This window comes from Terrihalobacillus insolitus (assembly GCF_028416575.1).
Lineage (GTDB): Bacteria > Bacillota > Bacilli > Bacillales > Amphibacillaceae > Terrihalobacillus > Terrihalobacillus insolitus.
On sequence record NZ_JAMQKB010000014.1, the window covers coordinates 1 to 26277 of the forward strand.

At 38.0% G+C, this 26277-nt stretch carries 29 protein-coding genes and 3 pseudogenes; 5 read left to right on the forward strand and 27 right to left on the reverse strand.

Features of this window, described 5'->3' with window-relative positions:
• Positions 1-63: 63 nt before the first annotated feature.
• The 7 genes and pseudogenes from NC797_RS12720 to NC797_RS12750 all read right to left on the reverse strand — a co-directional run.
• Complete coding sequence (locus tag NC797_RS12720; protein WP_272437171.1) at positions 64-231, reverse strand: hypothetical protein; 168 nt, start codon at positions 229-231, stop codon at positions 64-66.
• Between the two features lie 117 nt (positions 232-348).
• Positions 349-696, reverse strand: a pseudogene (locus NC797_RS12725) (GNAT family N-acetyltransferase); the annotation flags it as partial.
• A gap of 118 nt (positions 697-814) precedes the next feature.
• Positions 815-970, reverse strand: a complete 156-nt coding sequence (locus NC797_RS12730; protein ID WP_272437172.1) for a hypothetical protein — start codon at positions 968-970, stop codon at positions 815-817.
• A 139-nt stretch (positions 971-1109) separates the two neighbouring features.
• Positions 1110-1838: a metallophosphoesterase family protein gene (locus NC797_RS12735; RefSeq protein ID WP_272437173.1), complete on the reverse strand. Its 729-nt coding sequence runs from the start codon at positions 1836-1838 to the stop codon at positions 1110-1112.
• Positions 1839-1967: 129 nt separating this feature from the next.
• Positions 1968-2972 carry a serine hydrolase domain-containing protein gene (locus NC797_RS12740; protein ID WP_272437174.1) on the reverse strand — a complete coding sequence of 335 codons (1005 nt, stop codon included), beginning with the start codon at positions 2970-2972 and terminating at the stop codon, positions 1968-1970.
• A 396-nt stretch (positions 2973-3368) separates the two neighbouring features.
• Positions 3369-3827, reverse strand: coding sequence for a GNAT family N-acetyltransferase (locus NC797_RS12745; protein WP_272437175.1), 459 nt, complete (start codon positions 3825-3827; stop codon positions 3369-3371).
• A 129-nt stretch (positions 3828-3956) separates the two neighbouring features.
• Positions 3957-4079: pseudogene (locus NC797_RS12750) on the reverse strand (MmcQ/YjbR family DNA-binding protein); the annotation flags it as partial.
• Between the two features lie 205 nt (positions 4080-4284).
• On the opposite strand from NC797_RS12750, the gene NC797_RS12755 reads away from it, so the two are divergent.
• Genes NC797_RS12755 through NC797_RS12765 form a run of 3 tightly spaced genes read left to right on the forward strand, consistent with a single transcriptional unit; the run spans position 4285 to position 5043 of the window.
• Positions 4285-4419, forward strand: a complete 135-nt coding sequence (locus NC797_RS12755) for a hypothetical protein (protein ID WP_272437176.1) — start codon at positions 4285-4287, stop codon at positions 4417-4419.
• A complete protein-coding gene (locus tag NC797_RS12760; RefSeq protein WP_272437177.1) occupies positions 4416-4832 on the forward strand; it encodes a DUF3990 domain-containing protein in 417 nt (138 codons plus the stop codon). Before NC797_RS12755 ends, NC797_RS12760 begins: the two co-directional genes overlap by 4 nt.
• Positions 4813-5043, forward strand: a complete 231-nt coding sequence (locus NC797_RS12765; RefSeq protein WP_272437178.1) for a hypothetical protein — start codon at positions 4813-4815, stop codon at positions 5041-5043. The genes NC797_RS12760 and NC797_RS12765 overlap by 20 nt, the downstream gene beginning before the upstream one ends.
• Positions 5044-5436: 393 nt before the next feature.
• Here NC797_RS12765 and NC797_RS12770 read toward each other — a convergent pair whose 3' ends face one another.
• The 7 genes and pseudogenes from NC797_RS12770 to NC797_RS12800 all read right to left on the reverse strand — a co-directional run bounded on the left by NC797_RS12770 (position 5437) and on the right by NC797_RS12800 (position 9229).
• Positions 5437-5787, reverse strand: a complete 351-nt coding sequence (locus tag NC797_RS12770; protein ID WP_272437232.1) for a DUF2200 domain-containing protein — start codon at positions 5785-5787, stop codon at positions 5437-5439.
• 544 nt (positions 5788-6331) lie between these two features.
• Positions 6332-6637, reverse strand: a complete 306-nt coding sequence (locus tag NC797_RS12775) for a type II toxin-antitoxin system RelE/ParE family toxin (protein ID WP_272437179.1) — start codon at positions 6635-6637, stop codon at positions 6332-6334.
• Entirely contained in the window at positions 6630-6914 is a 285-nt protein-coding gene (locus NC797_RS12780; protein ID WP_272437180.1) for a type II toxin-antitoxin system Phd/YefM family antitoxin, read from the reverse strand. The genes NC797_RS12775 and NC797_RS12780 overlap by 8 nt, the downstream gene beginning before the upstream one ends.
• 279 nt (positions 6915-7193) lie before the next feature.
• The gene (locus NC797_RS12785) at positions 7194-7490 is read right to left on the reverse strand and encodes a helix-turn-helix domain-containing protein (RefSeq protein ID WP_272437181.1); all 297 of its coding nucleotides are present in this window, start codon (positions 7488-7490) and stop codon (positions 7194-7196) included.
• A 534-nt stretch (positions 7491-8024) separates the two neighbouring features.
• Positions 8025-8243, reverse strand: a complete 219-nt coding sequence (locus NC797_RS12790) for a YdbC family protein (protein WP_272437182.1) — start codon at positions 8241-8243, stop codon at positions 8025-8027.
• 29 nt (positions 8244-8272) lie between these two features.
• Positions 8273-8509 (reverse strand): annotated as a pseudogene (locus NC797_RS12795) (type I restriction enzyme endonuclease domain-containing protein); the annotation flags it as partial.
• A 333-nt stretch (positions 8510-8842) separates the two neighbouring features.
• Complete coding sequence (locus tag NC797_RS12800; protein WP_272437183.1) at positions 8843-9229, reverse strand: PIN domain-containing protein; 387 nt, start codon at positions 9227-9229, stop codon at positions 8843-8845.
• A 331-nt stretch (positions 9230-9560) separates the two neighbouring features.
• On the opposite strand from NC797_RS12800, the gene NC797_RS12805 reads away from it, so the two are divergent.
• Positions 9561-10208 carry a hypothetical protein gene (locus NC797_RS12805; protein WP_272437185.1) on the forward strand — a complete coding sequence of 216 codons (648 nt, stop codon included), beginning with the start codon at positions 9561-9563 and terminating at the stop codon, positions 10206-10208.
• 51 nt (positions 10209-10259) lie between these two features.
• Here NC797_RS12805 and NC797_RS12810 read toward each other — a convergent pair whose 3' ends face one another.
• The 3 genes from NC797_RS12810 to NC797_RS12820 form a co-directional block, all read right to left on the reverse strand.
• Positions 10260-10865 (reverse strand): TetR/AcrR family transcriptional regulator, encoded by a 606-nt coding sequence (locus tag NC797_RS12810; protein ID WP_272437186.1) that lies wholly within the window; start codon positions 10863-10865, stop codon positions 10260-10262.
• Between the two features lie 285 nt (positions 10866-11150).
• The gene (gene rlmD, locus NC797_RS12815; protein WP_272437187.1) at positions 11151-12527 is read right to left on the reverse strand and encodes a 23S rRNA (uracil(1939)-C(5))-methyltransferase RlmD; all 1377 of its coding nucleotides are present in this window, start codon (positions 12525-12527) and stop codon (positions 11151-11153) included.
• A gap of 85 nt (positions 12528-12612) precedes the next feature.
• Positions 12613-13407 carry an RDD family protein gene (locus tag NC797_RS12820; RefSeq protein WP_272437188.1) on the reverse strand — a complete coding sequence of 265 codons (795 nt, stop codon included), beginning with the start codon at positions 13405-13407 and terminating at the stop codon, positions 12613-12615.
• 290 nt (positions 13408-13697) lie between these two features.
• On the opposite strand from NC797_RS12820, the gene NC797_RS12825 reads away from it, so the two are divergent.
• Complete coding sequence (locus tag NC797_RS12825) at positions 13698-14666, forward strand: stage II sporulation protein M (protein ID WP_272437189.1); 969 nt, start codon at positions 13698-13700, stop codon at positions 14664-14666.
• Here NC797_RS12825 and NC797_RS12830 read toward each other — a convergent pair.
• The 10 genes from NC797_RS12830 to NC797_RS12875 form a co-directional block, all read right to left on the reverse strand.
• Positions 14658-16016, reverse strand: a complete 1359-nt coding sequence (locus NC797_RS12830) for a DUF58 domain-containing protein (RefSeq protein WP_272437190.1) — start codon at positions 16014-16016, stop codon at positions 14658-14660. The genes NC797_RS12825 and NC797_RS12830 overlap by 9 nt on opposite strands.
• Positions 15967-16896 (reverse strand): AAA family ATPase, encoded by a 930-nt coding sequence (locus NC797_RS12835; RefSeq protein WP_272437191.1) that lies wholly within the window; start codon positions 16894-16896, stop codon positions 15967-15969. Before NC797_RS12835 ends, NC797_RS12830 begins: the two co-directional genes overlap by 50 nt.
• A complete protein-coding gene (locus NC797_RS12840) occupies positions 16893-18050 on the reverse strand; it encodes a DUF4350 domain-containing protein (RefSeq protein WP_272437192.1) in 1158 nt (385 codons plus the stop codon). The genes NC797_RS12835 and NC797_RS12840 overlap by 4 nt, the downstream gene beginning before the upstream one ends.
• Before the next feature lie 32 nt (positions 18051-18082).
• Positions 18083-18715 (reverse strand): DUF4129 domain-containing protein, encoded by a 633-nt coding sequence (locus tag NC797_RS12845; protein WP_272437193.1) that lies wholly within the window; start codon positions 18713-18715, stop codon positions 18083-18085.
• A gap of 30 nt (positions 18716-18745) precedes the next feature.
• Positions 18746-19648, reverse strand: a complete 903-nt coding sequence (locus NC797_RS12850; protein ID WP_272437194.1) for a DUF7847 domain-containing protein — start codon at positions 19646-19648, stop codon at positions 18746-18748.
• A 483-nt stretch (positions 19649-20131) separates the two neighbouring features.
• The gene (locus NC797_RS12855; RefSeq protein ID WP_272437195.1) at positions 20132-21043 is read right to left on the reverse strand and encodes a diacylglycerol kinase; all 912 of its coding nucleotides are present in this window, start codon (positions 21041-21043) and stop codon (positions 20132-20134) included.
• A gap of 1596 nt (positions 21044-22639) precedes the next feature.
• On the reverse strand, positions 22640-24070 hold the full coding sequence (gene gatB / locus NC797_RS12860; RefSeq protein WP_272437196.1) for an Asp-tRNA(Asn)/Glu-tRNA(Gln) amidotransferase subunit GatB: 1431 nt from the start codon (positions 24068-24070) through the stop codon (positions 22640-22642).
• Positions 24070-25539, reverse strand: coding sequence for an Asp-tRNA(Asn)/Glu-tRNA(Gln) amidotransferase subunit GatA (gene gatA, locus NC797_RS12865; RefSeq protein WP_272437197.1), 1470 nt, complete (start codon positions 25537-25539; stop codon positions 24070-24072). Before gatA ends, gatB begins: the two co-directional genes overlap by 1 nt.
• A gap of 12 nt (positions 25540-25551) precedes the next feature.
• Positions 25552-25842: an Asp-tRNA(Asn)/Glu-tRNA(Gln) amidotransferase subunit GatC gene (gatC, locus tag NC797_RS12870; RefSeq protein ID WP_272437198.1), complete on the reverse strand. Its 291-nt coding sequence runs from the start codon at positions 25840-25842 to the stop codon at positions 25552-25554.
• A gap of 213 nt (positions 25843-26055) precedes the next feature.
• A complete protein-coding gene (locus NC797_RS12875) occupies positions 26056-26265 on the reverse strand; it encodes a hypothetical protein (protein ID WP_272437199.1) in 210 nt (69 codons plus the stop codon).
• Positions 26266-26277: the final 12 nt, after the last annotated feature.

The window sequence follows — 26277 nt, forward strand, 5'->3', positions numbered from 1 at the left end:
GGAAAAACCGTATCCTAGTTGAACGGGATACGGTCATACACAACATAAACCGTGTATGTCTATTTAACTAGAATCCCCCACTTCAACAAAAGCGAACTTTCTTTTGTAAGTGGTGGGTAGTTCAATTATAATCAAAACATCGTTATTTTGCCCAACATCATTAGGTTGAAAATCCTCAATGGAAAGTTCAGGGTAAACTTGTTTAATGTGTTTAATATATTTACTATTCATAAACTATACCTCTTTTTCAGCTCTTTTATATTTGTTACATGTTCTAAATGTCAGAAGCCTTATTTAAAATAGGCTGCTTCTTTAGCAGAATAAAAAGTACTTTAACCCTTGCTGAAAGTTTTTCCCTATACCATATCCCCAATATTCTTTTAATACACAGACCCCAAATTCTACTTTATGAGACGTTCTTTTCAATTTGTTCCCTTCACACCTTGAAAATCCAACAATGCTTTCATTAATTTCAGCAACCAAAAATAAGTTATTAATACTTTCCGTATCATCTATAATTATCTGTCTAAACCCTGGTTCATCTATGTACGCCTCGCCTTTTTCTCTGTCCAAATTCTCTGTTTCTCCATCTATTTGGACCCTTACTTCAGATAGGCTTTTTGAACCTTCTTCTGTTGCAGATCGTACGCTATAACGTAAATTATTGATATCAAATTCTTTTTGGTTAACCTTCATTAAAATGCCACCAATCATTTCTTTTTTTAAATATGCTGTTTTTTTTAGACATAAGAAGCGACTGCCTATAAAGCAATCTCGCCAATACTTATTCAAGATAAGACCCGAGAATAAAACATTAATATGCCGCTTTCATTAATTCCTGGATTTTATTGCTTAACCTTTCTTTTAATTCCCCATGTATTTCATCAGAATATTGATATTCAGCATTTCGCCATTTTTCACCAGAGTATTGCCAAACAGGATAAGGAATTCGTTCTTTAGGGGTTCCCAATTATAGCAAGGAAACACATGGGCATGTAAATAAGCATCTGTATTCCCATAAATAGAATAATTAACTCTTCTAGGGTTACAAATCTTTATAATGGCTTCTCCGATCAAATGTCCAGCAATCACCGTTTTCAACAAAGATTTCATTCATAAATAGCTAGTATTATTTCTTTTCGTGGCATATTTGTTTTTCTTAACTTGTTGACATAAGTATAAAATTCATAGGGAACATACTGTTGCATAATATTAAATCCATTCTTGTCTATATCTATAACCCCATACCTAGCAAAAGGCTCATTAAAACAACCAAGGGAACCAGAGTTGTAAAATGTTTTATTATTACAAACGAATTGATGTTTACTATGATCGTGCCCAAAGCAAATCAATGAGAAATCATTTAATCCGTCTATAACAGAAAAATTCTGTGTTGTAGGCATACCAGTTAAATCAAAGGGATCTTTACTTATATGTTCATCGTACAAAGATTGTTTCATTGGATAATGAATTAGATGTAGGCTTTGTTCATAGATGGTAGTATTTATTATACGAGGAAGATTTTCCAACTTAGAAATATGTTCACTATTTAATCTTTCTGCGATCCATTCATGATGTGGAATAACATTAACTCTGCTTTCTGGATAAGGCTCATTATTTAAAATTGCTAAGACCGATTCATCATGGTTTCCAGTTATCACTTCAATATTATTTAGTTCAAATAAAGTATTCAAAACTTCATTGGAAAAGGGTCCTATTCCAATCATATCACCAAGACAGTATATAAAATCCACTGATTTTTCTTTAATATCTTTTAAAACAGCGTTTAATGCGTATATATTTCCATGAATATCTGAGACTATTGCGATTCTATACATCCCCATCTTCCTCCCTACCACTAAATGAATATCGTATCGTTATATAACCCTTTGTCTTCCAAAAAAGTCTATGTATGCAATTCACTTTCTCTTAAGCCCCCTCACTTTACGTACATTTCTTCACAATCTTTACTCTCGAAAAGTATCAGCCACTAAATTACTAAATTCCCTTAGGTAGTAAAGATAGTTGTCACCACCGTAGTTATATCGCTTGTTATACATTTTTGCTACAACAACATTGTATTCAGGAATCACTAGAAGAGTTGGTCCAGTTATTCCTAGAATTTGATAAGAACCTTTAGGAACTCTTTCCCCAATCTCACTGTAAGCGGCAGTAGTGCCTTGTACATACCAAAACAGTCCATTTTGTGGAAGATTATTATCTTTGAAGGGAGGGCTTTGAATTTGAGTTGCAATTTCAATCACTTCTTTTGGAATGATTTGTTTACCATTCACAAAGCCTTTGTTTAAATGTAGATTTCCCCATTGCGCAAACTCAGATGCAGTCGTATAAAGGTTTGATTCATTACCATTATTGCAACTACCCAACTTATATGAACCCTCTTCATCTGGATTAATAATTTCTTTTACTAACGATTCATTCTCCGTAGTTTCCCAGCCAGTATTCCTTATGCCTAAATGTAAAAATACTCTCTCATTTAACAGTTCTGGAAAACTCTTATTAAAAAGGCTATTTACCAACCAAGTCATCATTAACACATTTATTCCTCTATAAGCCCAACCATGCCCTGCTTCAAACTCTCTAAAAATAGTACCATCTTCTTTTTCGTGTAAACCGTGTGAATGAGTTACTAAATGCCGTAATGTGGTTTTTCCCAGTAGTTGTTCATCTATTTCTTCAAAATATTCAATTGCATAGTCATCAAGGCTTTTAATTTTTCCTTCATAAAGAGCATAAGCCACTGCTAAAGCAAGATAACTTTTTCTTGCAGATGCTACGTTAAATTGAGACGATGAATTGATTGGAGTTGCTTGAGTAGAGTTAGAATGATAACCACTATAATGTTCTAATATTACTTTGTTATCTTTAAGTATATATAATGAAGAAGCACTACTCCTGTTTTTTTCTTTTATATCCTCTACCCAATCAATTAATTTTTCAAGTTTCTCCAATATAGTTACTCCTTTTACAGTTATTTGCTGAAATTTCTTTCATAAAATTCTCTAAAATTTGTTAGAAATCCTTTTTACATTAACGGCCAGTTAGTTGAAATATATTTACGACATATAATGCGTGTTCAAAAAGTCAGCATTAGAAGCAAGCAGGTCGAGACGGCGCTGTTTTGAGTAACGGAGCGAAAGCTTGTTACTTCGAAAGCATTACCTCGCACGAAGAAAAAGTGTTCTTCTTTTTCTAAGGGTATGCTTTTAATACGTGAGTAACGGAAAAACAAGCCATTAAAGGAATACAGGCTAAGACCGCCACGTCCTGTGGCAACGCCTGCATGACCCACATCGTGTGGGCCTGAGATGCGAAGCTTATCATTTGGTGACTTTTTGAACATCCTCTTATAATGTTTTTTCCATTCTAATATTTGTTTCTATATATCCTAATTTTTCATATAAATCTCGTGCTACTTTGTTGTGACCAAAGACGTGAAGCCCTATACTTTTCAGCCCTATTTTTTTAGCAGCGATTTCAAGTTCTTTCATTGCTTGTTTACCATACCCCTTACCTTGGTTACCTTCCCAAATGTTGATGTCATAAATAAAACCTTTTTCGTTTGTTCTTTGTGCGAGCCAAATCATACCAACCTCTTGGTCTCCGTCACGTATTGTAAATAAATTGTTGTTTTCAGTTTTCTCCCCTTCAGGTAACAACTTTATATATTCATTTTTAGCCCTGCTAATTGACCCTTGCTGCTCCCAAATACCCGACTTAATTTGTTCGTCGGCAAAGTTTTTAATTGCATAACTTAGATATTGTTGAAATTCAACCGAATTCATCTTTTCTAATCTAACCGTCATTTTTATTATCTCCTCTTATATTTAATGAATAAAATATAACTTTCTAATTCAACATCCCTGCCCCGTTAACGGAACAACACACGAGTATATACTTAATAGTTTTTCAACAATTAGCAGAAGCACTCTTCACTATTTCTTGGTTAAATTATAGCTCATTTCAATTAAGTCATAAATCCCTTCTTTTGTATCGGTACAATCTAAAACAAGTGTGATCCAATGTTCCTTATTCATATGATATCCAGGGAAAATATCTTATAAAGGGGTCAGGCACCGCAAAAAGACATATGTCCATTTGTGGTGCCTGACCCCTTGTGTTAAAATACAATTTATTTCTTATGTACTAACTTAAACCTTTCACACACAACGATAAAATTGTTCAATGCAAAAAAGCTCACTAGTAATTTATAAAATTAAAATATGCTATAATGTAAAAAAGGAATAATGAAGGAGCAAGCGCTTGTTAGAAAAATTTAATGTTAGTTATCATGGCACAATTAATGATTATGCTGATAAAATCGCAGACAAAATAGATATAACAGCTGGTAGGACATTTACAGACTTTAGGCAAGGATTTTATGGACAAATAACATGAGCCAAGCAAAAGAGTGGGCATTAAAAAAATTTAGTGATTATAAAGAAATAAGCCAAAAGTTGTTTCCAACGATCATTGTGCTGAAATTAGATATTGAAAAACTAAGAAAATTAAATGGCCAAGTGTTCGACAATCCCTCAACCCAATGGGCCCAATTTGTTTATAATTGTAGAAGAGTTGGTAAGCATGGTGGACTATATCATACTGATGATTATGTTTGTGGCCCATTGGCTGACGGGAAAATTGTACCACTTCTTAAGCGACTAGAAAGTCAGAGAATCAGTTTCGGACAATTTCATCAAGGCATCATGCCTTATACAGAAATAAGCAACCAATTATCACTAAACACAATTAATGCAGTAAGATGTATTACACAAATGGAGGTGAAACGCATTGACATTAAAAAAATATAACTTTGATGAAATGGACATGGAGTTTATTTTAGATGTCCAATTTGAATTAGAAAAACATTTTGGAAAAGATACATCTACAATTTTAGTACAGTCAAATTTCTTAAAGAGGCTTGCAGATGATCCAATGTATGTTCACCATTATGATGAAGCATATTGGGCAGATCGAATTCGTGCACTTCATGAAAAAAAACCTAACAGTACGGTAAACTAAGGAGAAGTAGCTAATATAGTGATCAGTTACTTCTTCCTTGTTTTTATAAGTGCCGTCTTTTCCAAAAAAGGAAAAACAGCAACTTCCTCTTCTATTTCCCCAACTGAATGTTAGTTGAACGAAAGTTGAGGATTTACGGACAGTTTATCCCTCACTTATCTTTTCTGTACGCCTTTAAATCATAAAGTGAGGGTATTACTGGTACGTTAATTCGGGGTAGAATAATCGCCGATGACACAGAAATGGTTATTGCTAAGCAAAAAGTTGATCTCTTAATTCATCTGCTACCTGAAAAGCACTTTTTCCTTCTATATATTTTTGAATTTTTGCTTTTTTGTAGCTTCTTCCAAAATATCCCCCCACTTCAATAATTCAGGAGTGCAACTGTAACCATTATGTCCGCAAAATTTTCTTCATTGCTTTTCCTTTTGCTAACTCATCAATCAGCTTATCCAAATAGCGAATTTCCTGCATGGCTGGTTCTTCGATGTCCTCCACTCGGACACCACAGATTACACCTTTGATCAAAGCCCGAGAAGGATTTAGTTGTGGAGATTCCGCGAAAAAAGTCTCAAAGTCTGTCTGTTTTTCCAGTTGCGCTTCTAACTCTTGCTGGCTATACCCGGTCAACCAACGGATAATTTCATCTACTTCTGCTTTCGTACGTCCCTTTTTTTCCGCCTTCGTAACATAATGGGGGTAAACGCTCGCGAAACTCATTGTATAGATCCGATGTTTGGTCATCATATGTTCTCCCTTATAAGTTTTCTTAATTGTAATAAGAATAATGGGCTTGTTCAACCAAATTAACATTCTAATGCTCCTGCTATTGTTAATGATTCAACCAGAAAAATTTTGATCTTTTATTGATTGATAGACAAAAAATTCAGACTGAAAATCATTTCTTGCAATGTAACGTTCATTTTGGTATTCGAATAAGAAAAGTTGGCATTCGTCGTGTACACTAGCATACATTGTTTAATAGCTTTGTGTAGACGATTGAACTCTCGATCATACGTTGAAATTGAGACAGGATCTATATTCACAACTTTTTCCCCTTTTCTTTTACAGTCTTCTTTGCATATATGTTGTTTATGACCCTTGCCAGAAAAACACTCATTAGCACGAACTCTTCCACACGCTTTGCAGTATGGGGCTTGATTGGTGCATTCGTTTGTTAAACTGTAACGCCTTTTTATAAAGGGGGCAGTGCAAAAAGACATATGTCCATTTGTGGTACCTGACCCCTTGTGTTCTGCAAATAATTGATTTAGTGGTACTTCATATATCACTTTATAACTTTAGTCAAATCCATCTTGCCATATACAACCCTGTGAATTTCAACAACCTGTTCTTTAACAACATAGAAAACAGCATAATTCTTAACTAGTAAGAGCCTATATTCATTCTCCAATTCCTTGATTGGCTGATAAACCTTATAAGAATAAGGGAATTGTTGAAGCATAGATATGGAATCATCCAAAGCATTCAATAAATCCATTGCGGCCTTTGGAGCTTTAAGGGTATCAGTTATATAATCTGTAATGTTCTTTAAATCCTTAAATGCCAAAGGCAAGTATTTCAAATTATACATCATCTTCAACCTTATTGGCGATTCTTGCCTTTAAGTCAGAAAACACTTCTTCATGTGAATGCCGCTTGTTAGTAGACTTAGCCTCCAGTTCAGCTTCTTTTAATTTGAAATAAATTTCACCTTCAAACAATTTGCGTTCATAAGCATCAATACTCATAACAACCATATCACCATATCCATTCTTGGTTAAAAATACTGGTTCTGCTGTTTCATGAACAGTTCTTGAAATATCAGAAAAGTTGTTCCGTAAATCCGAAACTGGCCTTATGTGCGGCATGAAAACACCTCTTCATTTGTTTATTAGCATTATATTATCATGATTATACTAAATTATCCAATGACTTTTGTGCTTTAATACGCCACTTTGCCTAGATTACTTAAGTCAACCCAAAACAGGAGAAGTGCGTTAAATAACATATAGAAGTGTGTTTGGATTTTAAATGTGATCAAGCGCGTTACCAAAGTTAAGTGTTTGTCATGGTTGAGTAATTTTATGAAGGACTACTTTGAGGGAGACATAATTCCATATTGATCTTATTTGGCGAAATCCCTTCCTTCACGTTCTCAAATATAAACTATGATCATTATTGTCCATTGTTCCATCAATTATGAAGGGTGTATCTAGAGCCTTAGATAACAGTAACAAAGTTTCTACCTTTGGACTAGTTAGCCCTGCTTCAATCCTACCAATTGTAGATTTAGGAACCCCTGCCAAGTCCGCTAGTTGTTGTTGTGATAAGCTACGGTTTTGACGTACCGTTTTAATTTGGGCAGCAATACGCCCTTCAAATTGAAGGTTTTTCACATGATCTTCACCACGAACTTTTGAATATCTTTTAAAAAAATCACTCACGTATAACCCCTCCTTTTTTGCGAATCAATAAAGACTTGGATCAAGTTTACTATATTTTTGGTAAGTAGTTTCAGCTGGAATTAAGTCAGCTCTTTTAATTAAACCGTTATATTTCTTATCGAAGTAATGTATCAAAATCACTTTATGATAATTGTTTCAGGATACGGGTTGATACTTATAATAGTAAGTTGTCGGGCATATGTATCAGCAAGTTTAGTCCATTTACCTGGAAGACCCTTTCTTATTTCTCGATCGGAATTACGCAAAAGTTTTTCCTCAAAATCTCTTACGTTTCCTCTGTATAAAATGATAAAGGTACGAGAACTTCTCAATTTTTTAACTTCCTCTTTAATTGTTTCTTAAATGATAGCATTTATGCTATCTATCATATTTCAATTTTAAAAATTTAACGAAAGAAATAGGCCATTATTTCTGAAGAAACAATTCCTTTCAGTTTATATAAAGGTTCAGGCACCGCAAAAGGACATATGTCCATTTGTAGTGCCTGACCCCTTGTGTTCCACAATTAATGCATTAACCTTTCTTTAACAAAACACTTTTCAAATTATTTAACTCTTCTTCCGTTAATGTAACACCTTTCCCCATCTTCTCGTGATTAGGTGCCCAGTCACGAATATCATACTTCGGATCGCGACCGTTCCAACTGATAAGGTTAAGTTCTTTGTGCCAACCTTTTGGTGATTCGGAAAGAATAGCGATATGCTCTGTGATTTCATATTTTAGCTCTGCCATTTTTACTCCTCCACTAATTACTTAATGATTTATACATTATATTCTCCACTGGTTTCTGCTGCTCGATTAGCTTGCATATCTTCCACCTTAACATTTCCACACATCAATTCAACCTGCCTCATAACTACATCAAGAGCATTCTTTACTTGTTTTGGTGGGTAATCATATTTTTTTAATAAGCGTTTAATGATTCTTCTCATTCCCGCTTGTGCACTTTTTCGCACATGCCAGTCGATAGATGCATTCCTTTTTATTGCTGCTGTTAGCTCATTGGCGACGAACCATTAGTCCGAGGGAACAGAAAGCACACTTCAATATTTAACTAAAACTTGTCAGGCCTATTGATACCAAGCTATTTTAGCTCTATCAACGCGGCTGTCTCAACATGTATTTTGATAGAATGGTGATACTGACAAGCATAAATATTAGTTTTGCGTGAACGTGCGGCCCCGATAATAACAAATCATTGCCCTTAATGCCATTTGTGTTAAATAGGTAATTTAACATTTTAAACAATAGTTTCCAGATTGCGTTTCTTATCAAAAGTGACTACTCCACTAAAATAACTCACTTCTGGACAGTATCGTTGAACTATGCAACTACAATAATTCATCTGGCATGTAGTATTCGCAGTCTAACTTTTTAAAATCTTTCTTATCCCAAGTTAATACAGGAAGTTTACTATTAGATTTACTCGAAATTAAAGCATCAGCAAAATCAACATTCATATCCGAATACTTTTCAAGCGCAATGACTACATTATCTTCCTCTACTTCAACATTCTCAGATTCAATTACATCTAATAAATATTCGGTTATTTTTCGTTTATCTAATTTATAAAAAGACTTTAGTAACCAACAGCATTCAGCAATTACGACAGTAGGGATTACTAAAGTTATTTCATTTTTTTCTACCTTCTCTACAAGCTTCACTATAGTATTAAATTTATTTGGATCATCCTTATATAAAGGGGTCAGGCACCGCAAAAAGACATATGTCCATTTGTGGTGCCTGACCCCTTGTGTTTCTTAGAAGCAAATACATAAGGCAAACCTAACTTTGTTGCTAAAACAGCAGAACACGTTGAAAGCAAAACAAAATTCGAAATTATTTTCTAAATGCATTGACAATATCTGATTACTGTAATATATTACTTAACAGTAATATATTATTTCAGAATATTAAGACGAATATTAAGTCAATCATGAACTGTATAAAGGAGGATTGTGAAGATAAATTTAAATAGGTTAATCGTTTAGAGTCTTAAATTGTCGTTTTAATTGGTCAAGATACAAAATAAGATTTGGGGGAATTATGATGAAAAGTAAATTGAAGATGTTAAATTCGAAGACAACAAAAGGTTGGAAAATTGGATTAGGTAGTGCCGCTTTGATCGGGTCTATGGTTGCTGGACCGCTTGGCACCTCAGCTGCAGAAACTAATCCGGGATTTGAGGTAAGTTCACAAACCACGAATGCACAGGTTAGTCAGCTTGATGTGATTAAGAGGGAATTGCGAAAGTATACAAGTGTAAAAGCAGCAGAGAAAGCGGGTTATACAAAATTGACTGACTTTGTACCGCAAATGGGCTATCATTACACGAACACAGCTGCGGTAGGGACAGATTTACCAAATATTTTGCTTTATGCACCAGTTAATGGCGTATTAACACTCGTTGGTGCCGAATGGGGTACGGCAGACCCGAATGCCGAATCACCCATTGATGGCACGAACTTTAACCTCGTGCACAAGGCGAGTGCCCATTACACCGATGGTTCTGAAATGGAGTGGGCAGACCCAACAACTGTTCCACAAACCAATCCTGACACTGGGGCAACCTTGGACCAATGGCATCCAGATCTATATGGGATGCATGTTTGGTTCCTTGATAATCCTAATGGAACATTTGCCGACATGAATCCAGCTCTAAATAATGTGATTGGTCATGAAGATTTAAGGCCATAAAAAGAAAGAGTTTGTAAGTTGAAAGAGGCCCGACTTTTATAGTCGGGCCTTCTACTCAATCCTTTTTTTATTCTCTATCCCATACAAGAAAAGTTGTACAATTTGGTTAGCAAGATTTTCAGGTTGAATTAATCTATCTAAAAGTTTTGTTAGTGTCAGCCTTTCGATGACTCCAACTAAACTTTCGGCAACGATTTTTGTGTCAAAATTCGAGTTGAAATAGCCTTTGCTTATTTCATCATCCAGATTTTCCTTTATTCCTTCTGCAATTCCCTTCTTAATATCCCCAGCTTCTTGGGCAATAAAGAAACCGATTTTAGTCAAATATGGATTTTCGGCAAAAAAAGTGAAGATATTTAACAGACTGCTCTTTATCGTATTGGATAAATCGGCATCGTCTAGTCCAGATTCTAAGCGACTTTTACTTACCAGATTTACTAACTGCGTTCGGAAAGAATCCACCAGTTCTTGAAAAAGAGCCTCTTTACTTTGGAAATAGATATAAAAAGTTGGCTGCGTGACCTTCGCCTGTTTTACTATATCGCTCACTTTTGTCTGCTGGTAACCTTTTTTGGCAAACTCCTCAGCTGCAATTGTAAGTAATAATAATCTGCTTTCTTCTCCATTCGATCCCTTTTTTCGTCCTCTTCTAGCCATAAGACAACTCCAACTCCAAATTCATAGTCATTTAAAACCAAATCATAGAAAGAAAATATCGATTTTTATTGGTTGATGGTTTTGTGTTGACCTCTATAATACCAAATTTCTGGGGAGGATACTGACTGCAAACTTGATTCCATTTCATTATCATTACCTCCCGATCATCCTAGTGATTTGATTTTATTATAGCATACAGATCCACTAAACCCTGTTATAGCAAGTTTGTCCCCCTCTGTTATATACTTTTAAACCTTTATACAATAAAGTTTTTCGGCATCTGTATTAATCGAGTGTTAACAGAGCTACGCACTCCACATGTGTCGTCTGCGGAAACATATCAACTGGCTGCACCTGCTTCGTCTCATACCCACCATCGGATAAAATTCGCAAATCCCTTGCTAGTGTTGCTGGATTACAGGATACATATACAATTCGTTTTGGCTGCATGGTGATCATTGCTTGGAGTAGCTCTTCGTCACAGCCTTTTCGTGGGGGGTCTACCACGATTACATCTGGTCGGAGCCCTTGACCTGTCCACCAGGGCAAGATTTTTTCTGCTTCCCCGACGTAGAATTCTACGTTGTTTATGTTGTTTAATTTTGCATTTTCTTTGGCATCGGAAATCGCTTCTGGGACGATTTCAATCCCGTATACTTTTTTTGCTTGTTGTGCTAAAAAGAGCGAAATGGTTCCGATACCGCAATATGCGTCGACAACGGTTTCACTACCACTAAGATTCGCGTATTCTAACGCCTTGTCATACAGAACCTTTGTTTGTGGTGGATTAATTTGATAAAATGACTGAGCTGAAATCGCGAATTTAATGTCCCCAATCGTGTCGTAGATGTATTCGTTACCCCAGAGGACCTTTGTTTTATCACCCAAAATAACGTTCGTTTTACGCTTGTTCACGTTTTGAATGATCGATTTCACTTGTGGATATGTCTCTGTCAGTTGTTGAATAAGTTGTTCTTGATGTGGGAGCTTTTCGGTTCTCGTAATGAGCACGATCATCGTCTCGTTCGTTTGCTGTCCTGTTCGGACCATAATATGGCGCAGAACCCCCCTATCATTCTGTTCACGATATGCAGAAATCCCGAGCTGATCTGCAATTCGACGCACCGCTTCGACCATGCGATCGTTTACCTCGTCCTGCACGACACATGTGTCCATACCATCAATGATCGTGTGGCTCCGTTTTTGATAAAATCCAGTAATGAGCTCTCCGTCGCGTTCGCCTACTGGGATTTGCACTTTGTTGCGATAGCGCCAGGGGTCCGTCATTCCGAGAACGGGATGCACGGGGACATCCTCGATGTGGCCAATTTTTCGTAGCGTGTTTTTTACTTGTTTTTGCTTCATTTCAAGTTGCATATCATAGCTCATATGTTGAAGCTGACAACCGCCACATTGAACGAACACATCACAAGGTGGATCTACACGGTCAGGGCTTTCATTTGTCAGCTTCATAAGCTTTCCGAAGCCGTAGTTCTTGTTTACTTTCACAACTTTGACTTTCCCTGTTTCGCCAGGCAGAACGTAAGGTACGAAAAGAGGATAGCCGTTTATTTTACCTACCCCATCCCCATCATGGGTTATATCTTCAAAAGTTAGTTCAACGGTTTCGTTCTTTTTCACTGGTGGTTTTTGTTTTGCCATTTATCATCGTCCTTTGTATACATTGCTGAAAAAAAGTGTATCACACGAACCTTTGAAAAGAAAATAGAAGCGTTAATCCTACCGATCACCATTCAAATTCCCACTCGTCTTTAAGGTGTAGGTAGATAACAAAAAGTGTGTTTTCGATGTCCCGAATGGTTTTGCCTTCTACTTCCATCCCTACTTTTGGTAATAAAAGGCCTCCCACTTGCTTGGTGAGCTGCGTTCGCTCCCATGTGGATAATTGTAAATAACGATTGGAGTATGTTTTAATTAGATTCCACTCTTTTGCTCCTAATGTCCAATCTTCTAGAATAAGATCATCTTTGGATAATCCTCTATTCTTTATTTCTTTTTCAATACTGTTCCCTTTCTTTTTCGTCTTCTTTTTACCTTCATGGACAACGATTGTACCACCAACAAGGTCGCCTATTCGTTTATGTCTTGAGTGAAAAAAAATCATGAGCATTCCTACTAGGTAGTTAACGGGTAACGAGTCGATGATCCGCAACAGATTGCGAATAAAGCTTGATAATAGCGTAATACTATGGCCATTATCTTGTATAACTCGAATTCCCAATGCTTTTTTTCCAATTGTTTTTCCACCTGAAAAATATTCAAAGACGAAGAAATAGCCCCAATTTATAATAAAAACTACGATAACTGCAATGGCAATCGGAACAGTATTCATCTCTATAGAAAAAAGAAGGTCTGGCTGTCCAGCTACGATGACAAATGCAGCAAGTAAGATGAGTAGGTTCACCGCCATTAAAATGATTTGATCAATAAGGAATGCGGACGCTCTACTTCCTAATCCTGCTAACTGAAACTGAACGGAAACAAATTCAGGTGTTTTAATATTGACTTGTTCTTGATCCATAAAATGACCCCATTTTTGTTCTAATTTCTGAAAACGAAATAACATGGTATGATAACAGTAGCATAGATTCACCTTAATGAAACGTGTTACTCCTAATAGAGGATGTTCAAAAAGTCACCAAATGATAAGCTGCGCATCTCTTCGTTGGCTTGTTTTTCCATTGCTCACGTATTAAAAGCATACGCTGCGCTACTCAAAACTACGCCGCCTCGACCTGCTTGCTTCTAATTTGCCGACTTTTTGAACACGCATTATACCACGAAATACCAAAATAAGAAGGTGTGCCCCATATGAACGTAAAGCAATTCGTGAAACAGCATCGCGCGGAATGGAAACAGCTTGAGCAATTCGTGACGTTACTACATAAAGGAAAAAACAAGTATACTGGCTCTGATATAAATCAATTTCACCGACTATATCAAAAAACAGCCCAACATTTATCTTATAGCCAAACCTATTTTCCAAAAGAAGATGTGACGAAATATTTGAATGAACTTGTTTCTAAATCACACAACCTCTTGTATAAAGACCAAATCTCTAGCATGAAACAAATGCGCCATTTTTTTACGACGACATTTGTCAGGCTTCTGTCCGAACAGTGGAAGTTCGTTGTCGTTGCATTACTTCTTTTTACCTTAGGTGTAGTAGGAAGTTTTATTTCCGTAATGAATGATCCGTTGCACCTTTATTCCGTACTTCCTGGGGAAATAGCTAAAAGTGTTAACCCAGATCGAGTAGGTGAACAGGATGGCGCTGTTGATGCTTCACTTATGTCTGCTACTGTTATGACGAATAATATCCAGGTGGCATTTCTAGCATTTGCAGGTGGTGTCACCTTTGGCTTGTTGACCGTATATTTACTTGTTTACAATGGTATTATTATTGGTGCGCTTGCTGCTTTATTTTGGCAGTATGACAAAACCTATGAGTTTTGGGCGTACATTGTACCACATGGCATGGTTGAGCTTACTGCCATTTTTATTGCTGGTGGTGCTGGCCTGTTAATGGGCTACAAGCTTTTCGTGCCAGGTCCTTTTTCTAGAGGCTATCAATTAAAACAACAAGCAAAGCGATCTGTCCAGCTATTGCTTGGAACCATTCCATTATTCGTTATTGCTGGTGTTATTGAAGGGTTTATTACCCCAGCCCCACTTTCATTAGGAACAAAATATATCGTGGCAGGGTTGACCGTGTTTGGTTTATTGTTATACATCACGACTGGGAAAATGCTGGGAAAAAGGCGCCAACAATTACAATAAGCCTCTGTTTATCCTATCAATATAATGGGAAACGGCTACTGTAGCTAGTTTTTCCTCACTGGCTTCCACTAGTTGGAGGCCTTGCTTTTCCCATTTTATCTTTTCCCGCTTTTTAACAAGCATTTGCTGTTGTGCAACACTTTTTTCCATTGCTTTTTGTACGGTATCTGGTTCTTGTTTTGTTGTTGCTAGGAGGGTTTCGTCCTCTACTCCGATCATCAGAAATAAATGCTTTTGCCTTAATCGTTTTAAGTATAACAGCGTGCTCTCTTCGTATAAAAAAGTACGTACATCACTAAAAAGCAGCAAAAGACTTCTCTTTTTTTGTACCGTTTGCAGATAGTCTAGTACTGCCGCATAATTAGATTCATTTGCCTCCACTTCTAGATTGTAAATGGCTCGCACGATCGTCTGAAAATGAGACATCCCTTTAGCTGGTGGCACATATGCCTTTATATCTTTGGAAAAGGCTAAAACGGCTACATAATCCCCTTTTTGTAAGGCAGCTGTCATAACCGTTAAAGCTGCTTCTAATGCCTTTTCTAATCGGTTCCCATTTGACAGCTCCGCGCCCATTAACCTGCCACAATCGATAAGGATCGTTATATATTTCCCGTGCTCTGGCTCATATTCATTTGTCATGACTTCTTGAAGCTTCGCCGTTTGGAGCCAGTTAATTTTGCGAGGATCATCTCCAACAACATAGCTTCTTATCTTGGCAAATTCTCCTACACCACTTTGCTGTTTCTTAATTTTCAAACCCTCATATAATAAGAATTGCTGTGCGTTTTCTAGGTATTGCTTCGTCTCTGTTAGATCGGGGATTACCTTTACCGAATCCTCTAAGGAAGCCGTTGTTTGTTTTTCCCATAACCCTAATCTACTTGTGTAACGAAAGTATAGTTTGTTTATATGGTATTTTCCTCTGACAGGTGCAAATGTTTCATATGCAATATGCGTTTTCGTCCCTGTTAATGCAACTCCCCCTAATGGAAACGGTTGATCAAAGGATTGAGGAATTCCATCAACAAGCCGATAGGTGAACGCATATTTGGAATTGTTCTGTATTTCAACCTGTACCGTATAGGTGATGTTTCGTTCCATTTCCTCTGGAAGCGAACGCGTAATGATCAGTTCTGTTTGCCTTGGTGATAACGTTACATCCAACAAACTTAGAAGCAAAACAAAAATGTTCGTTGCAAACACAACGATCCAGGAGATTTCCCACAAAGTGGCAAACAGAAGTCCAAAAGTGAGGATTAGAAAAACGACTAGTAATCTTCTTGTCGGCAATATACCTCTATCTTGGAATAGGAATCGACCCCACAAGTTCTTCAACGATTTGGTCAATGGTCGCTCCCTCCAATTCCAAATGTGGTGATAGCTGAATCCGATGTCTCAAAGCAGGTTTGGCTACCATTTTTATATCATCTGGCGTAACATAATGACGATCAGACAAATATGCCCAAGCCTGCGCTGCCTTACCAATGGAAATACCAGCCCTCGTACTTGCCCCAAAGCGAATCGATTCGGAATCCCTCGTTTTTCGAACAATTTGCATCATATAATGTAGGACACTTTCACTCACGGTTACACGTTCAATCTCTTTTTTAATTTGCAAAAATGTGTCGATATCAAGTGTCGCACCTACATTAGTAGCGTCATAACTCCCTTCGATTACTTGTTTTAATACGTGTTGTTCTTCCTCAAACGAAGGAAAATCAATTTGGAGCTTAAACAAGAAACGATCCTGTTGTGCCTCTGGGAGTGGATAGGTTCCTTCAAACTCAATTGGATTTTGGGTTGCTACCACAAAAAACACCTCAGGCAACGGATAGGTTTCCCCGTGAATGGTTACTTGTTTCTCTTCCATTGCTTCTAACAGTGCTGCTTGTGTTTTAGCTGGTGTTCTGTTGACTTCATCTGCTAGTAAAATATTTGTAAATATTGGCCCCTTTAATGTTGTGAATGCACTCTCCTTCATGTTATAGATCTTGCTTCCTGTTATATCACTTGGAAGTAAGTCTGGGGTAAATTGAACACGCTTGAACGTTCCGCCTAGAAGACGAGCAAGTGTGCGAACCATTTGTGTTTTCCCAGTGCCTGGGACACCCTCTAGAAGCACGTGTCCTCCTGCCAAAATAGCGGATAAAAGGAGTTTAATGTTTAACCGCTGCCCTAAAATACGCTGTTCATACTTTTCTAATAAGGATGCTAATTCCGTTTTCACCCTTTTTCCACCTCTTTCCTTAAACGGTCTATGTTTTTTGACCATAGTAAGTATTCCTGTTTACTTACTTTTTCTTTTTGTAATACTGCTGTTAAGTCAGATAAAAACGAACGAATTTCGTCTGTTGATCGTTGCTTCCATTTTCGCTCCAGTGGAACGGCAACATCCTCCCAGTTTTTGCTATAGGGAATCCCCCACATTTCTTGTAGTACTATCTTTAGATAATCCGCTTGGATGTGTAACGATTCTTTGTGTCGGTGTCCTCTAAGGTACCAAGACGACAATGCCTTTATTCCTTCATCACTATATCGTACGGTCTCTTCTCTTGGTATGAAAATTGGACCAAATCTCTTCCCTTGGTACCACAAGCCCATAATAGTAAAGATGATAGCTTGAAGGATAAATACTAAAAGGCCTTTTGGATATAATGTTGTGATTTTGGAACCATTACCTTGGCCATGAATATACTCATCAAATAAAATAACGTTCGTGTTTTGTGCACCTTTTTGAAGTAGTGACAGGATCAATTCAATATGATCATTTTCTAAAATACTGTTATTTGTCATCCAATTGGGGGTGTTTGCCACGATCAAACTTCCGCTTCCATATTGCCGTTGAAACGCAACTGCCCCAGCTTTGTCAGATAGCAAGACCTTATCTTCATTCGATACTTCTAATCGAATGATTGAGCTAATAGTAGCTTGGTATGTATTATTGCTTTCGTTATAGATCTTTTGTTCAAAATCAAGTGGCTGCTCGATTGGAACGGTGTTGACATCGAACATCCCTTTAGGATTATCCATCATTAAGAGGATCGTGTTCCCTGCCTGCATAAAATCCATGTAAGCTTCCATTTCATTTTTTTCTGGTATAAAAGAAGGCTCTACCATGATCATCAATTGGTTCCCTGCATCTTTCTGTAAGTACTCAGGGTTGTTCGACCATGCTGTTACAGAAAAATTTTGTTGATTATTTAAATAAGAATAGATAGCCTTTACTCCAGTAGGGGAAGGGGATTCCGAAACATAACTAGGATATTCCTTTGGTCCCTGGACATTTAAACTATAACTAACGACAATGAATAGTAAAAGAATAACCGTTAGCCAGAGCCACGTTCGTCTGTTCGCTACAGTTTTTTGCAATTTGGCATCCACTCTCCTTTCCCCTCCAGCAAGTGCACCTTTTTCTATCCTGCTCGTGTTTCATCTTTTAACCATTTTTCTATTTTGCTTTTGTATTGATCATATTCCTCATGATTCAGATCACGTTCACCATAGGTCACTTCTTCAAATAATAGGGCAAGGTCATAGAACGCACTAGCACGATGTTGGTTCACCTTTAGCAGTTCATCATAGTACTCCCAATTTGTTTTCCATACTTTTGCTTCTAACCAGCCTTTATCATGAAAATAAAGAAGCAACGCCAAAAACAGGTGGCGGGTTGACAGGGCATAAATCCCTAATTCCTCCTGTTTCGTTGCCTCTTCAAGATGCTGTTTATACGACCAATTCATTTCGTTTATCGATTGAATCGGTTGGTGATTCCGAAATGTGCGAGCGCGTTGCCTGTTCCTGAATAGAAGAACTAAAACGATAAGCAACACTATGACGACAGCAACAACAATCCCAACCATGATGGCACCCGCTGTATTGCCTGAAGCCTCAATTGACGGGAACCATTTTGCTAATAAATCGGCCAGCCATTCCTTGACATTCTCCCACCAGATCTCGATCATGCTTTTGTCGTTGTAATATTTTTGATATTCTTGTCCGTCTAAAATGGCTTGTAGCTCATCTCTTGCTTTGTTCTCCTGTAACATAAAATCACCTAGCTTTCCCAAGGAAATAGGTTATTTGTCGTTGTAGTCTTCAATCATTTCTTTTAAATCATCTGCATCATGTCTCGTCTTTAGATCGAGAAACATAACCGCATAACCTACCGTGAAAATCATGGTTGTAAACAGGGACACAATATTCACGATAATGGTCATGAATACACTATTACCCAGAAGCATTCCAGCTGAAAGCTCCATTGCAGCACTAATGGCAAATATAATCAAAGAGAATACAATGTAAAGTGCTAGTAATACCCATGTTCGGTTACGAGTTAACCTCCAGCTTCTTGAAAGGCCAGGTGCATCCTCCTCTAATACAACAGCACCAAAGTAAAAACTCCATCTCGTTAATAAATATCCAATCACAACTGCAAAGCCTAAGAAAAGTACAATTCCCAAGACAATTCCAATGACCGGATTCATGATGGCTCCAATTACCCCTGCCAAACTAATGACAATCACTGGGACGATGATTAACCCAAAGGCAATCAAACCAAACAAAATAGTACTACCAAGAATCGGCCAAAAACGCGAAAAAGCCTTTTTGATTACGGAACCGACTGTGTAGCTTTCTGCTTTTTTTATATGGTTGATGACAATCAGAATGGCAGCCTCTGCAACTGGATATAAGATAATACTAGCCAATACCATTACTATATCTCCGCCAAGACTAGATGTTGTTGCCGTAGAGGTTTCTTCTAATCCTGTCATCATTTGCTCATACCATAAACCATCATTCCCTACATCTCGGAAAAATTGAACCCCCGATAGTAGTTGGATGATAGCCTGAAGTATATAAATAGGGCCGATTAAAATAAGCAGGATTGTGAATAGATCAGAAAAGCGCTGTTTACTTAAGGTAAAAGTGTGATCCATTATTTCTCCAAATCGCTTCGGCTTGCTAAATTGTACATTCATTTACATAGTCCTCCTAACGTATTGATGGTTCGCGCGTTATGCAGTGAGGTGCAGGACTTCTTTTGTGTTATTTTCAAATAGTGCGTGTTCAAAAAGTCGCCGAATTAGAAGCAAGCAGGTCGAGGAGGCGCAGTTTTGAGGAGCACAGTGTAGACATAACCTACATGAGCACCGGAAAAACAAGCCAACGAAGAGATGCGCAGCTTATCATTTGGTGACTTTTTGAACAACCTCTAATAAAAGTCAGTTTCCATTTTGAGAATTCTATTTTAGCATTACCGTTTTATTTTAACATTATTTCGATGTACATAATATGGAAAATAAAACTTAATTTCTTGTAGTGAGATACTACTATTATATTCTGTAACACCACCAAATCAGCAATTCCCCCACTTTTCGGAAAATTCCGCTCCAATTTCGGAGATTAAACTATTAAAAATGGTATTGGAGTGTCCTCCAATACCTATATCCTTAACCCTACTTCTATATTCTATTTTGCTTTTCGACAAATTCGTCTGGCACAAAATAAGTGATGTGCTGATAAAGATTGACGAATTCTCCTGGTAGTAGCCCCCCAAATTCGCCATCAATATTGAGTTGTAGCTTTTCATCTGTTTCTACCTTAATCCGATTTGCTTTAACATATAAAATATGTCCGTCATCTAAATGGGCTCCTCTTAACGCTAGCGACGCTAAGCGAATAAAATCAGCCAAATTTGTTTTTCTTAAAATAAGCAGGTCAAATAGGCCATCATCCATCGCGGCTGCTGGGGCAAGCTTTTCAAAGCCACCAACAGAATTTGTATTAGAAACAAGAAATAACATAATCTCGTCTTCAAATATTTTTCCATCATATTCTATTTTAACTTTAGTTGGTCGAAGGGAGGGCAACATTTCAATTCCCTTTAAATAGTATGCAAGTTGACCTAGCATCGTTTTAAGCTTACTAGGAACTTCATAGGAAAGCTCTGTTAATTTTCCACCACCAGCTATATTCATAAAATAATGTTCATTCACGCGGCCAATGTCCAATGCTTTTGTTTTACCATCTAACACAACACTAACAGCTTTTTGTATATTCCTTGGGATGCAAAGTGCTCTAGCCAAGTCATTCGTAGTGCCAACTGGGATAATGCCAAGCTGTGGCCGGTGCTCCTGTTCTGCAATTCCTTGAATGACTTCATTTATCGTACCGTCACCGCCAGCTGCGATTATAATATCATATTTCCGTTCTACTGCTGTTCGGGCAGCTTTTGTGGCATCTCCAGCACCAATTGTTGCATGTGCAGATGTCTCGTATCCCGCTTGTTCAAAACGTTGCAATACATCAGGCAGCTCTCTTTTAAAAGCTTCCCGTCCAGATGTTGGATTATAAATAATACGGGCACGTTTCATAGGAATCCCCCTATCCAGTTTGTCCATTATCCATCATAGCCTTTTTTTTGCTAATTGAAAAGTTCTAACCATTTTTTTGAATCGATAAAAGATTTCTACGCGGACTCAGAGGCCCTTATTTTTAGAAAAAGGCCTCATTTCCATGGTTAAGCGGACTCACAGGACGCTATTTGCTATAAATGGGTTATTTATGGCTGGCTTTTTGGCAATTAAGGGCCTCTCAGTCCGCGAAACCCACCAATAACACGGTTTTTTGCCAAATAGCGGCTTCTCAGTCCGCTAAAAATATCTACGCGGACTCAGAAGCCCTTATTTTTAGAAAAAAGCCTCATTTCCATGGTTAAGCGGACTCACAGGACGCTATTTGCTATAAATGGGTTATTTATGGCTGGCTTTTTGGCAATTAAGGGCCTCTCAGTCCGCGAAATCCACCAATACCACGGTTTTTTGCCAAATAGCGGCTTCTCAGTCCGCTAAAAATATCTACGCGGACTCAGAGGCCCTTATTTTCAGAAAAAAGCCTTATTTCCATGGTTAAGCGGACTCACAGGACGCTATTTGCTATAAATGGGTTCTTTATGGCTGGCTTTTTGGCAATTAAGGGCCTCTCAGTCCGCGAAACCCACCAATAACACGGTTTTTTGCCAAATAGCGGCTTCTCAGTCCGCTAAAAATATCTACGCGGACTCAGAGACCCTTATTTTTAGAAAAAAGCCTTATTTCCATGGTTAAGCGGACTCACAGGACGCTATTTGCTACAAATGGGCTAGTTTTGGCTGGCTTTTTGGCAATTAAGGGCCTCTCAGTCCGCGAAACCCACCAATAACACGGTTTTTTGCCAAATAGCGGCTTCTCAGTCCGCTAAAAATTCGATGCGGACTCAGAGGCCCTTATTTTCAGAAAAAAGCCTTATTTCCATGGTTAAGCGGACTCACAGGACGCTATTTGCTACAAATGGGCTAGTTTTGGCTGGCTTTTTGGCAATTAAGGGCCTCTCAGTCCGCGAAATCCACCATTACCACGGTTTTTTGCCAAATAGCGGCTTCTCAGTCCGCTAAAAATATCTAAGCGGACTCAGAGACCCTTATTTTTAGAAAAAAGCCTCACTTCCATGGTTAAGCGGACTCACAGGACGCTATTTGCTATAATTGGGCTTGTTTTGGCTGGCTTTTTGGCAATTAAGGGCCTCTCAGTCCGCGAAACCCGCCAATACCACGGTTTTTTGCCAAATAACGGCTTCTCAGTCCGCTAAAAATATCTACGCGGACTCAGAGGCCCTTATTTTCAGAAAAAGGCCTCATTTCCATGGTTAAGCGGACTCACAGGACGCTATTTGCTATAAATGGGTTATTTATGGCTGGCTTTTTGGCAATTAAGGGCCTCTCAGTCCGCGAAACCCACCAATAACACGGTTTTTTGCCAAATAGCGGCTTCTCAGTCCGCTAAAAATTCGATGCGGACTCAGAAGCCCTTATTTTTAGAAAAAAGCCTCATTTCCATGGTTAAGCGGGCTAATAAGCCATGGGGGTTTTGAACACGCACTTATACTACAAAAAAAGCCTGCTTCACATTGTGAAACAAGCCCTCCATACACTATTATCGTTTTTCCATTTCCTCTAAAATGATCTTATTAACCATTGGTGGGTTTGCTTGCCCTTTTGTTTGCTTCATTACTTGTCCAACGAGAAAACCAAGCGCACGATCTTTTCCGTTCTTATAATCGACGATTGACTGTTCGTTTTGATCTAGGATACCTGTAATAATTTCCTTCAGCTTACCTTCATCTGAAATTTGGACTAGACCTTTTTCTTTAACAATTTTGTCAGGATCTCCACCTTTTTCAACGAGCTCGGAGAATACCTTTTTGGCCATTTTTGATGAAATTGTTCCGTCCTCAATTAATTTAACCATCTTTGCTAGCGATTTAGGGGTAAGTGGTAGATCACTCAGCTCTAATTGGTTTTTGTTCATGTAAGCTGAAACCTCACCCATTAACCAGTTCGATGCCTGTTTGACATCTGCTCCGTTGTCAATCGTTTCTTCAAAGAAATCGGACATTTCCTTTGTGCTCGTTAACACCATTGCATCGTATGCTGGTAGCTCAAGCTCATTTATATAGCGTTCTTTTCGAGCATCGGGAAGTTCAGGAATTTCTGCTCGAATTCGTTCCTTCCATGTTTCATCTATATATAATGGAACGAGGTCTGGTTCAGGGAAGTACCTGTAATCATCTGAACCTTCTTTTACCCGCATTAAAATCGTTTCTTTTGTTTGTTCATCATAACGTCGTGTCTCTTGAAGAATTTCTCCACCCGCTAAAAGGACTTCACGCTGCCGTTTTTCCTCAAACTCCAATCCTTTTTGGACAAAAGAAAAGGAGTTTAAATTTTTCAATTCTGTTTTAACACCAAATTCCTCTTGGCCAATTGGTCGAATCGATATGTTCGCGTCACAGCGCAGCGAGCCTTCCTCCATTTTACAGTCCGACACACCAGTATATTGAATAATGTTCTTTAGTTTTTCTAAGTAAGCATATGCCTCTTTGGGAGATCGGATATCTGGTTCAGACACAATTTCGACCAAAGGTGTACCTTGGCGATTATAATCCACAAGCGAATAGCCTTCATCACTGTGTGTTAATTTTCCCGCATCCTCTTCCATGTGCAGCCGGGTTATACCTATTTTCTTTTTAACGCCGTCCACATCAATTTCAATCCAGCCATTCTCTCCTATTGGCTGATCAAACTGTGAAATTTGATATGCCTTTGGATTATCTGGGTAAAAATAATTTTTACGGTCAAATTTAGTATTGCTAGCCACTTCACAGTTAAGTGCGATTGAAGCCTTCATAGCAAAATTCACAGCTTCCTCGTTCAAAACTGGTAATACTCCAGGATATCCCAAATCAATCGGGTTAACATTTTCATTAGGTTCTGCACCGAAGGCATTCGGGCTTGGACTGAAAATTTTGGATGCAGTTTTCAACTCTACGTGGACTTCAAGACCGATAATGGTTTCAAAATTCATTATCTCACACCTCCCAATACCGGTTTTTGTTTATGATGGTCTGTTGCTTGCTCAAATGCATATGCCGCACGATACAATGTGCTTTCATCAAAATGTTTACCAATAATTTGCAGGCCGATTGGTAGACCTTCTGATGAGAATCCACATGGGATGGACATTCCAGGTACGCCTGCAAGATTCACAGGTATCGTTAAAATGTCATTTGCATACATCGTTAGTGGGTCATCTATTTTTTCTCCTACCTTAAATGCTGTCGTCGGAGCAGTTGGCCCGACAATCACATCATAGTTCTCAAATACTTTTTCAAAATCTTGCTTAATCAGCGTACGAACTTTTTGTGCTTTCTTATAGTACGCATCATAATAGCCAGAACTAAGTGCAAAAGTTCCGAGCATAATACGGCGTTTTACTTCATCACCAAAACCTTCACTGCGAGAAAGCTTAAACATGTCGAGCATATTTTCTGCTTTCTCAGAGCGCACTCCATAACGAACACCATCAAATCGAGCAAGATTGGCGGATGCCTCCGATGATGCCAAGAGATAGTATGCAGCAACAGCATAGCGAGAATGTGGTAGCGACACTTCCTCCCAGGTGGCACCCATATCCTCATATGTTTTAAGTGCTTTTAACACAGCTTCTTTAACTTCTGGGGAAACCCCTTCTTGCAAATACTCCTGTGGAACAGCTATTCTCAACCCTTTTACGTCTTGTTTCGTCGCATCTGCAAAATTCGGAATGTCTACATTAGCTGACGTTGTATCCATTTCATCGTGACCTACCAATGCTTGTAACAAATGTGCATTGTCTTCTACCGTTCGTGTGATTGGGCCGATTTGATCTAAGGAAGAAGCAAACGCTACTAATCCAAAACGTGATACAAATCCATAAGTTGGCTTCAACCCTACTACTCCACAAAAAGAAGCAGGCTGACGAATTGAGCCTCCTGTATCTGATCCGATTGAAAAAAACACTTCCCCTGCTGCAACAGCTGCTGCAGATCCTCCACTTGATCCTCCTGGTACATAATCGGTATTCCACGGATTTCTTGTTGAAAAGTAGCTTGAATTTTCATTTGAAGACCCCATCGCAAATTCATCCATGTTTAATTTCCCGATGGTTACAGTGTTTGACTTTGACAATTTTTTAATAACGGTTGCATCATACAACGGATTTTCAAAATTTCTTAAAAATTGACTTCCACACGTTGTCCGAAGTCCCTCTGTCATAATGTTGTCTTTAATGCCAATTGGGATACCAAAAAGGATCGATTGATCATTTAGTTTCTGTTCGTCTAGTTGCTTTGCTTTTTCATAAGCTTTTTCTTCATTTAAAGTTAAAAAAGCTTTCACCTGTTCGTCTACTTCTTGAATCCGTTGATAGGACTCAGAAACAAGATCTGTTACTTTTATTTCTTTTTTATGTAATTTGTCTTGTAGTTCTGTTAATGTATGATCAAAAAGTGACAATTCTACCCCTCCTTATTCTAAAATCGACGGTACGCGGAACTGGCCATCTTGCTTGTCTGGCGCATTTTGAAGTGCGTCTTCCTTGTCGATCCATTTCTTTGGTTCGTCCTTACGCATGACGTTTTTTAAATCAAGCACGTGTGTTGTTGGCTCCACATGATCCGTGTCTAGTTCGTTTAATAGTTCTGCATATTTAATAATATCTCCAAGATGCTTGGTCATCTTTTCTGTTTCGTCCTCTGAAATCGCGAGGCGGGCGAGATGGGCCACATGCTTTACCTGATCCTTTGTAATTTGAGACATTCGAGTCACCTCCACTGATTTTACGTTTGCTACAATACTTATGATAATAGCAAATAATAACGATTATTGGCAACTTGTAGCATTATTAAGCGTGCATTCATTCTATCACTCCCATCATAATAGGCCAAAAAACAAAAAAACCCCAGAGGTGTCATTAGAGGCACACCCTGGGAAAGTCATTTGGGAGTATATATTTATTATATCCTTTTTGGATTAATAAAACGTTTTTTGAGAAAAAATGCTTGGTTCTTTTTCAATAGATAATTCAAAAGAGAATATACTCGGTTCTTTCTCAATCGTAAATTCAGATGAAAAGATAGATGGCTCCTTTTCAATTGAGAGATTACTATTGTTATTTACAACATAAAGTGATCCCACTAAAATCAAAGCACCTAGTGTCAAGCTAACGATTAGTTTTTTCATTAAATAATTCCT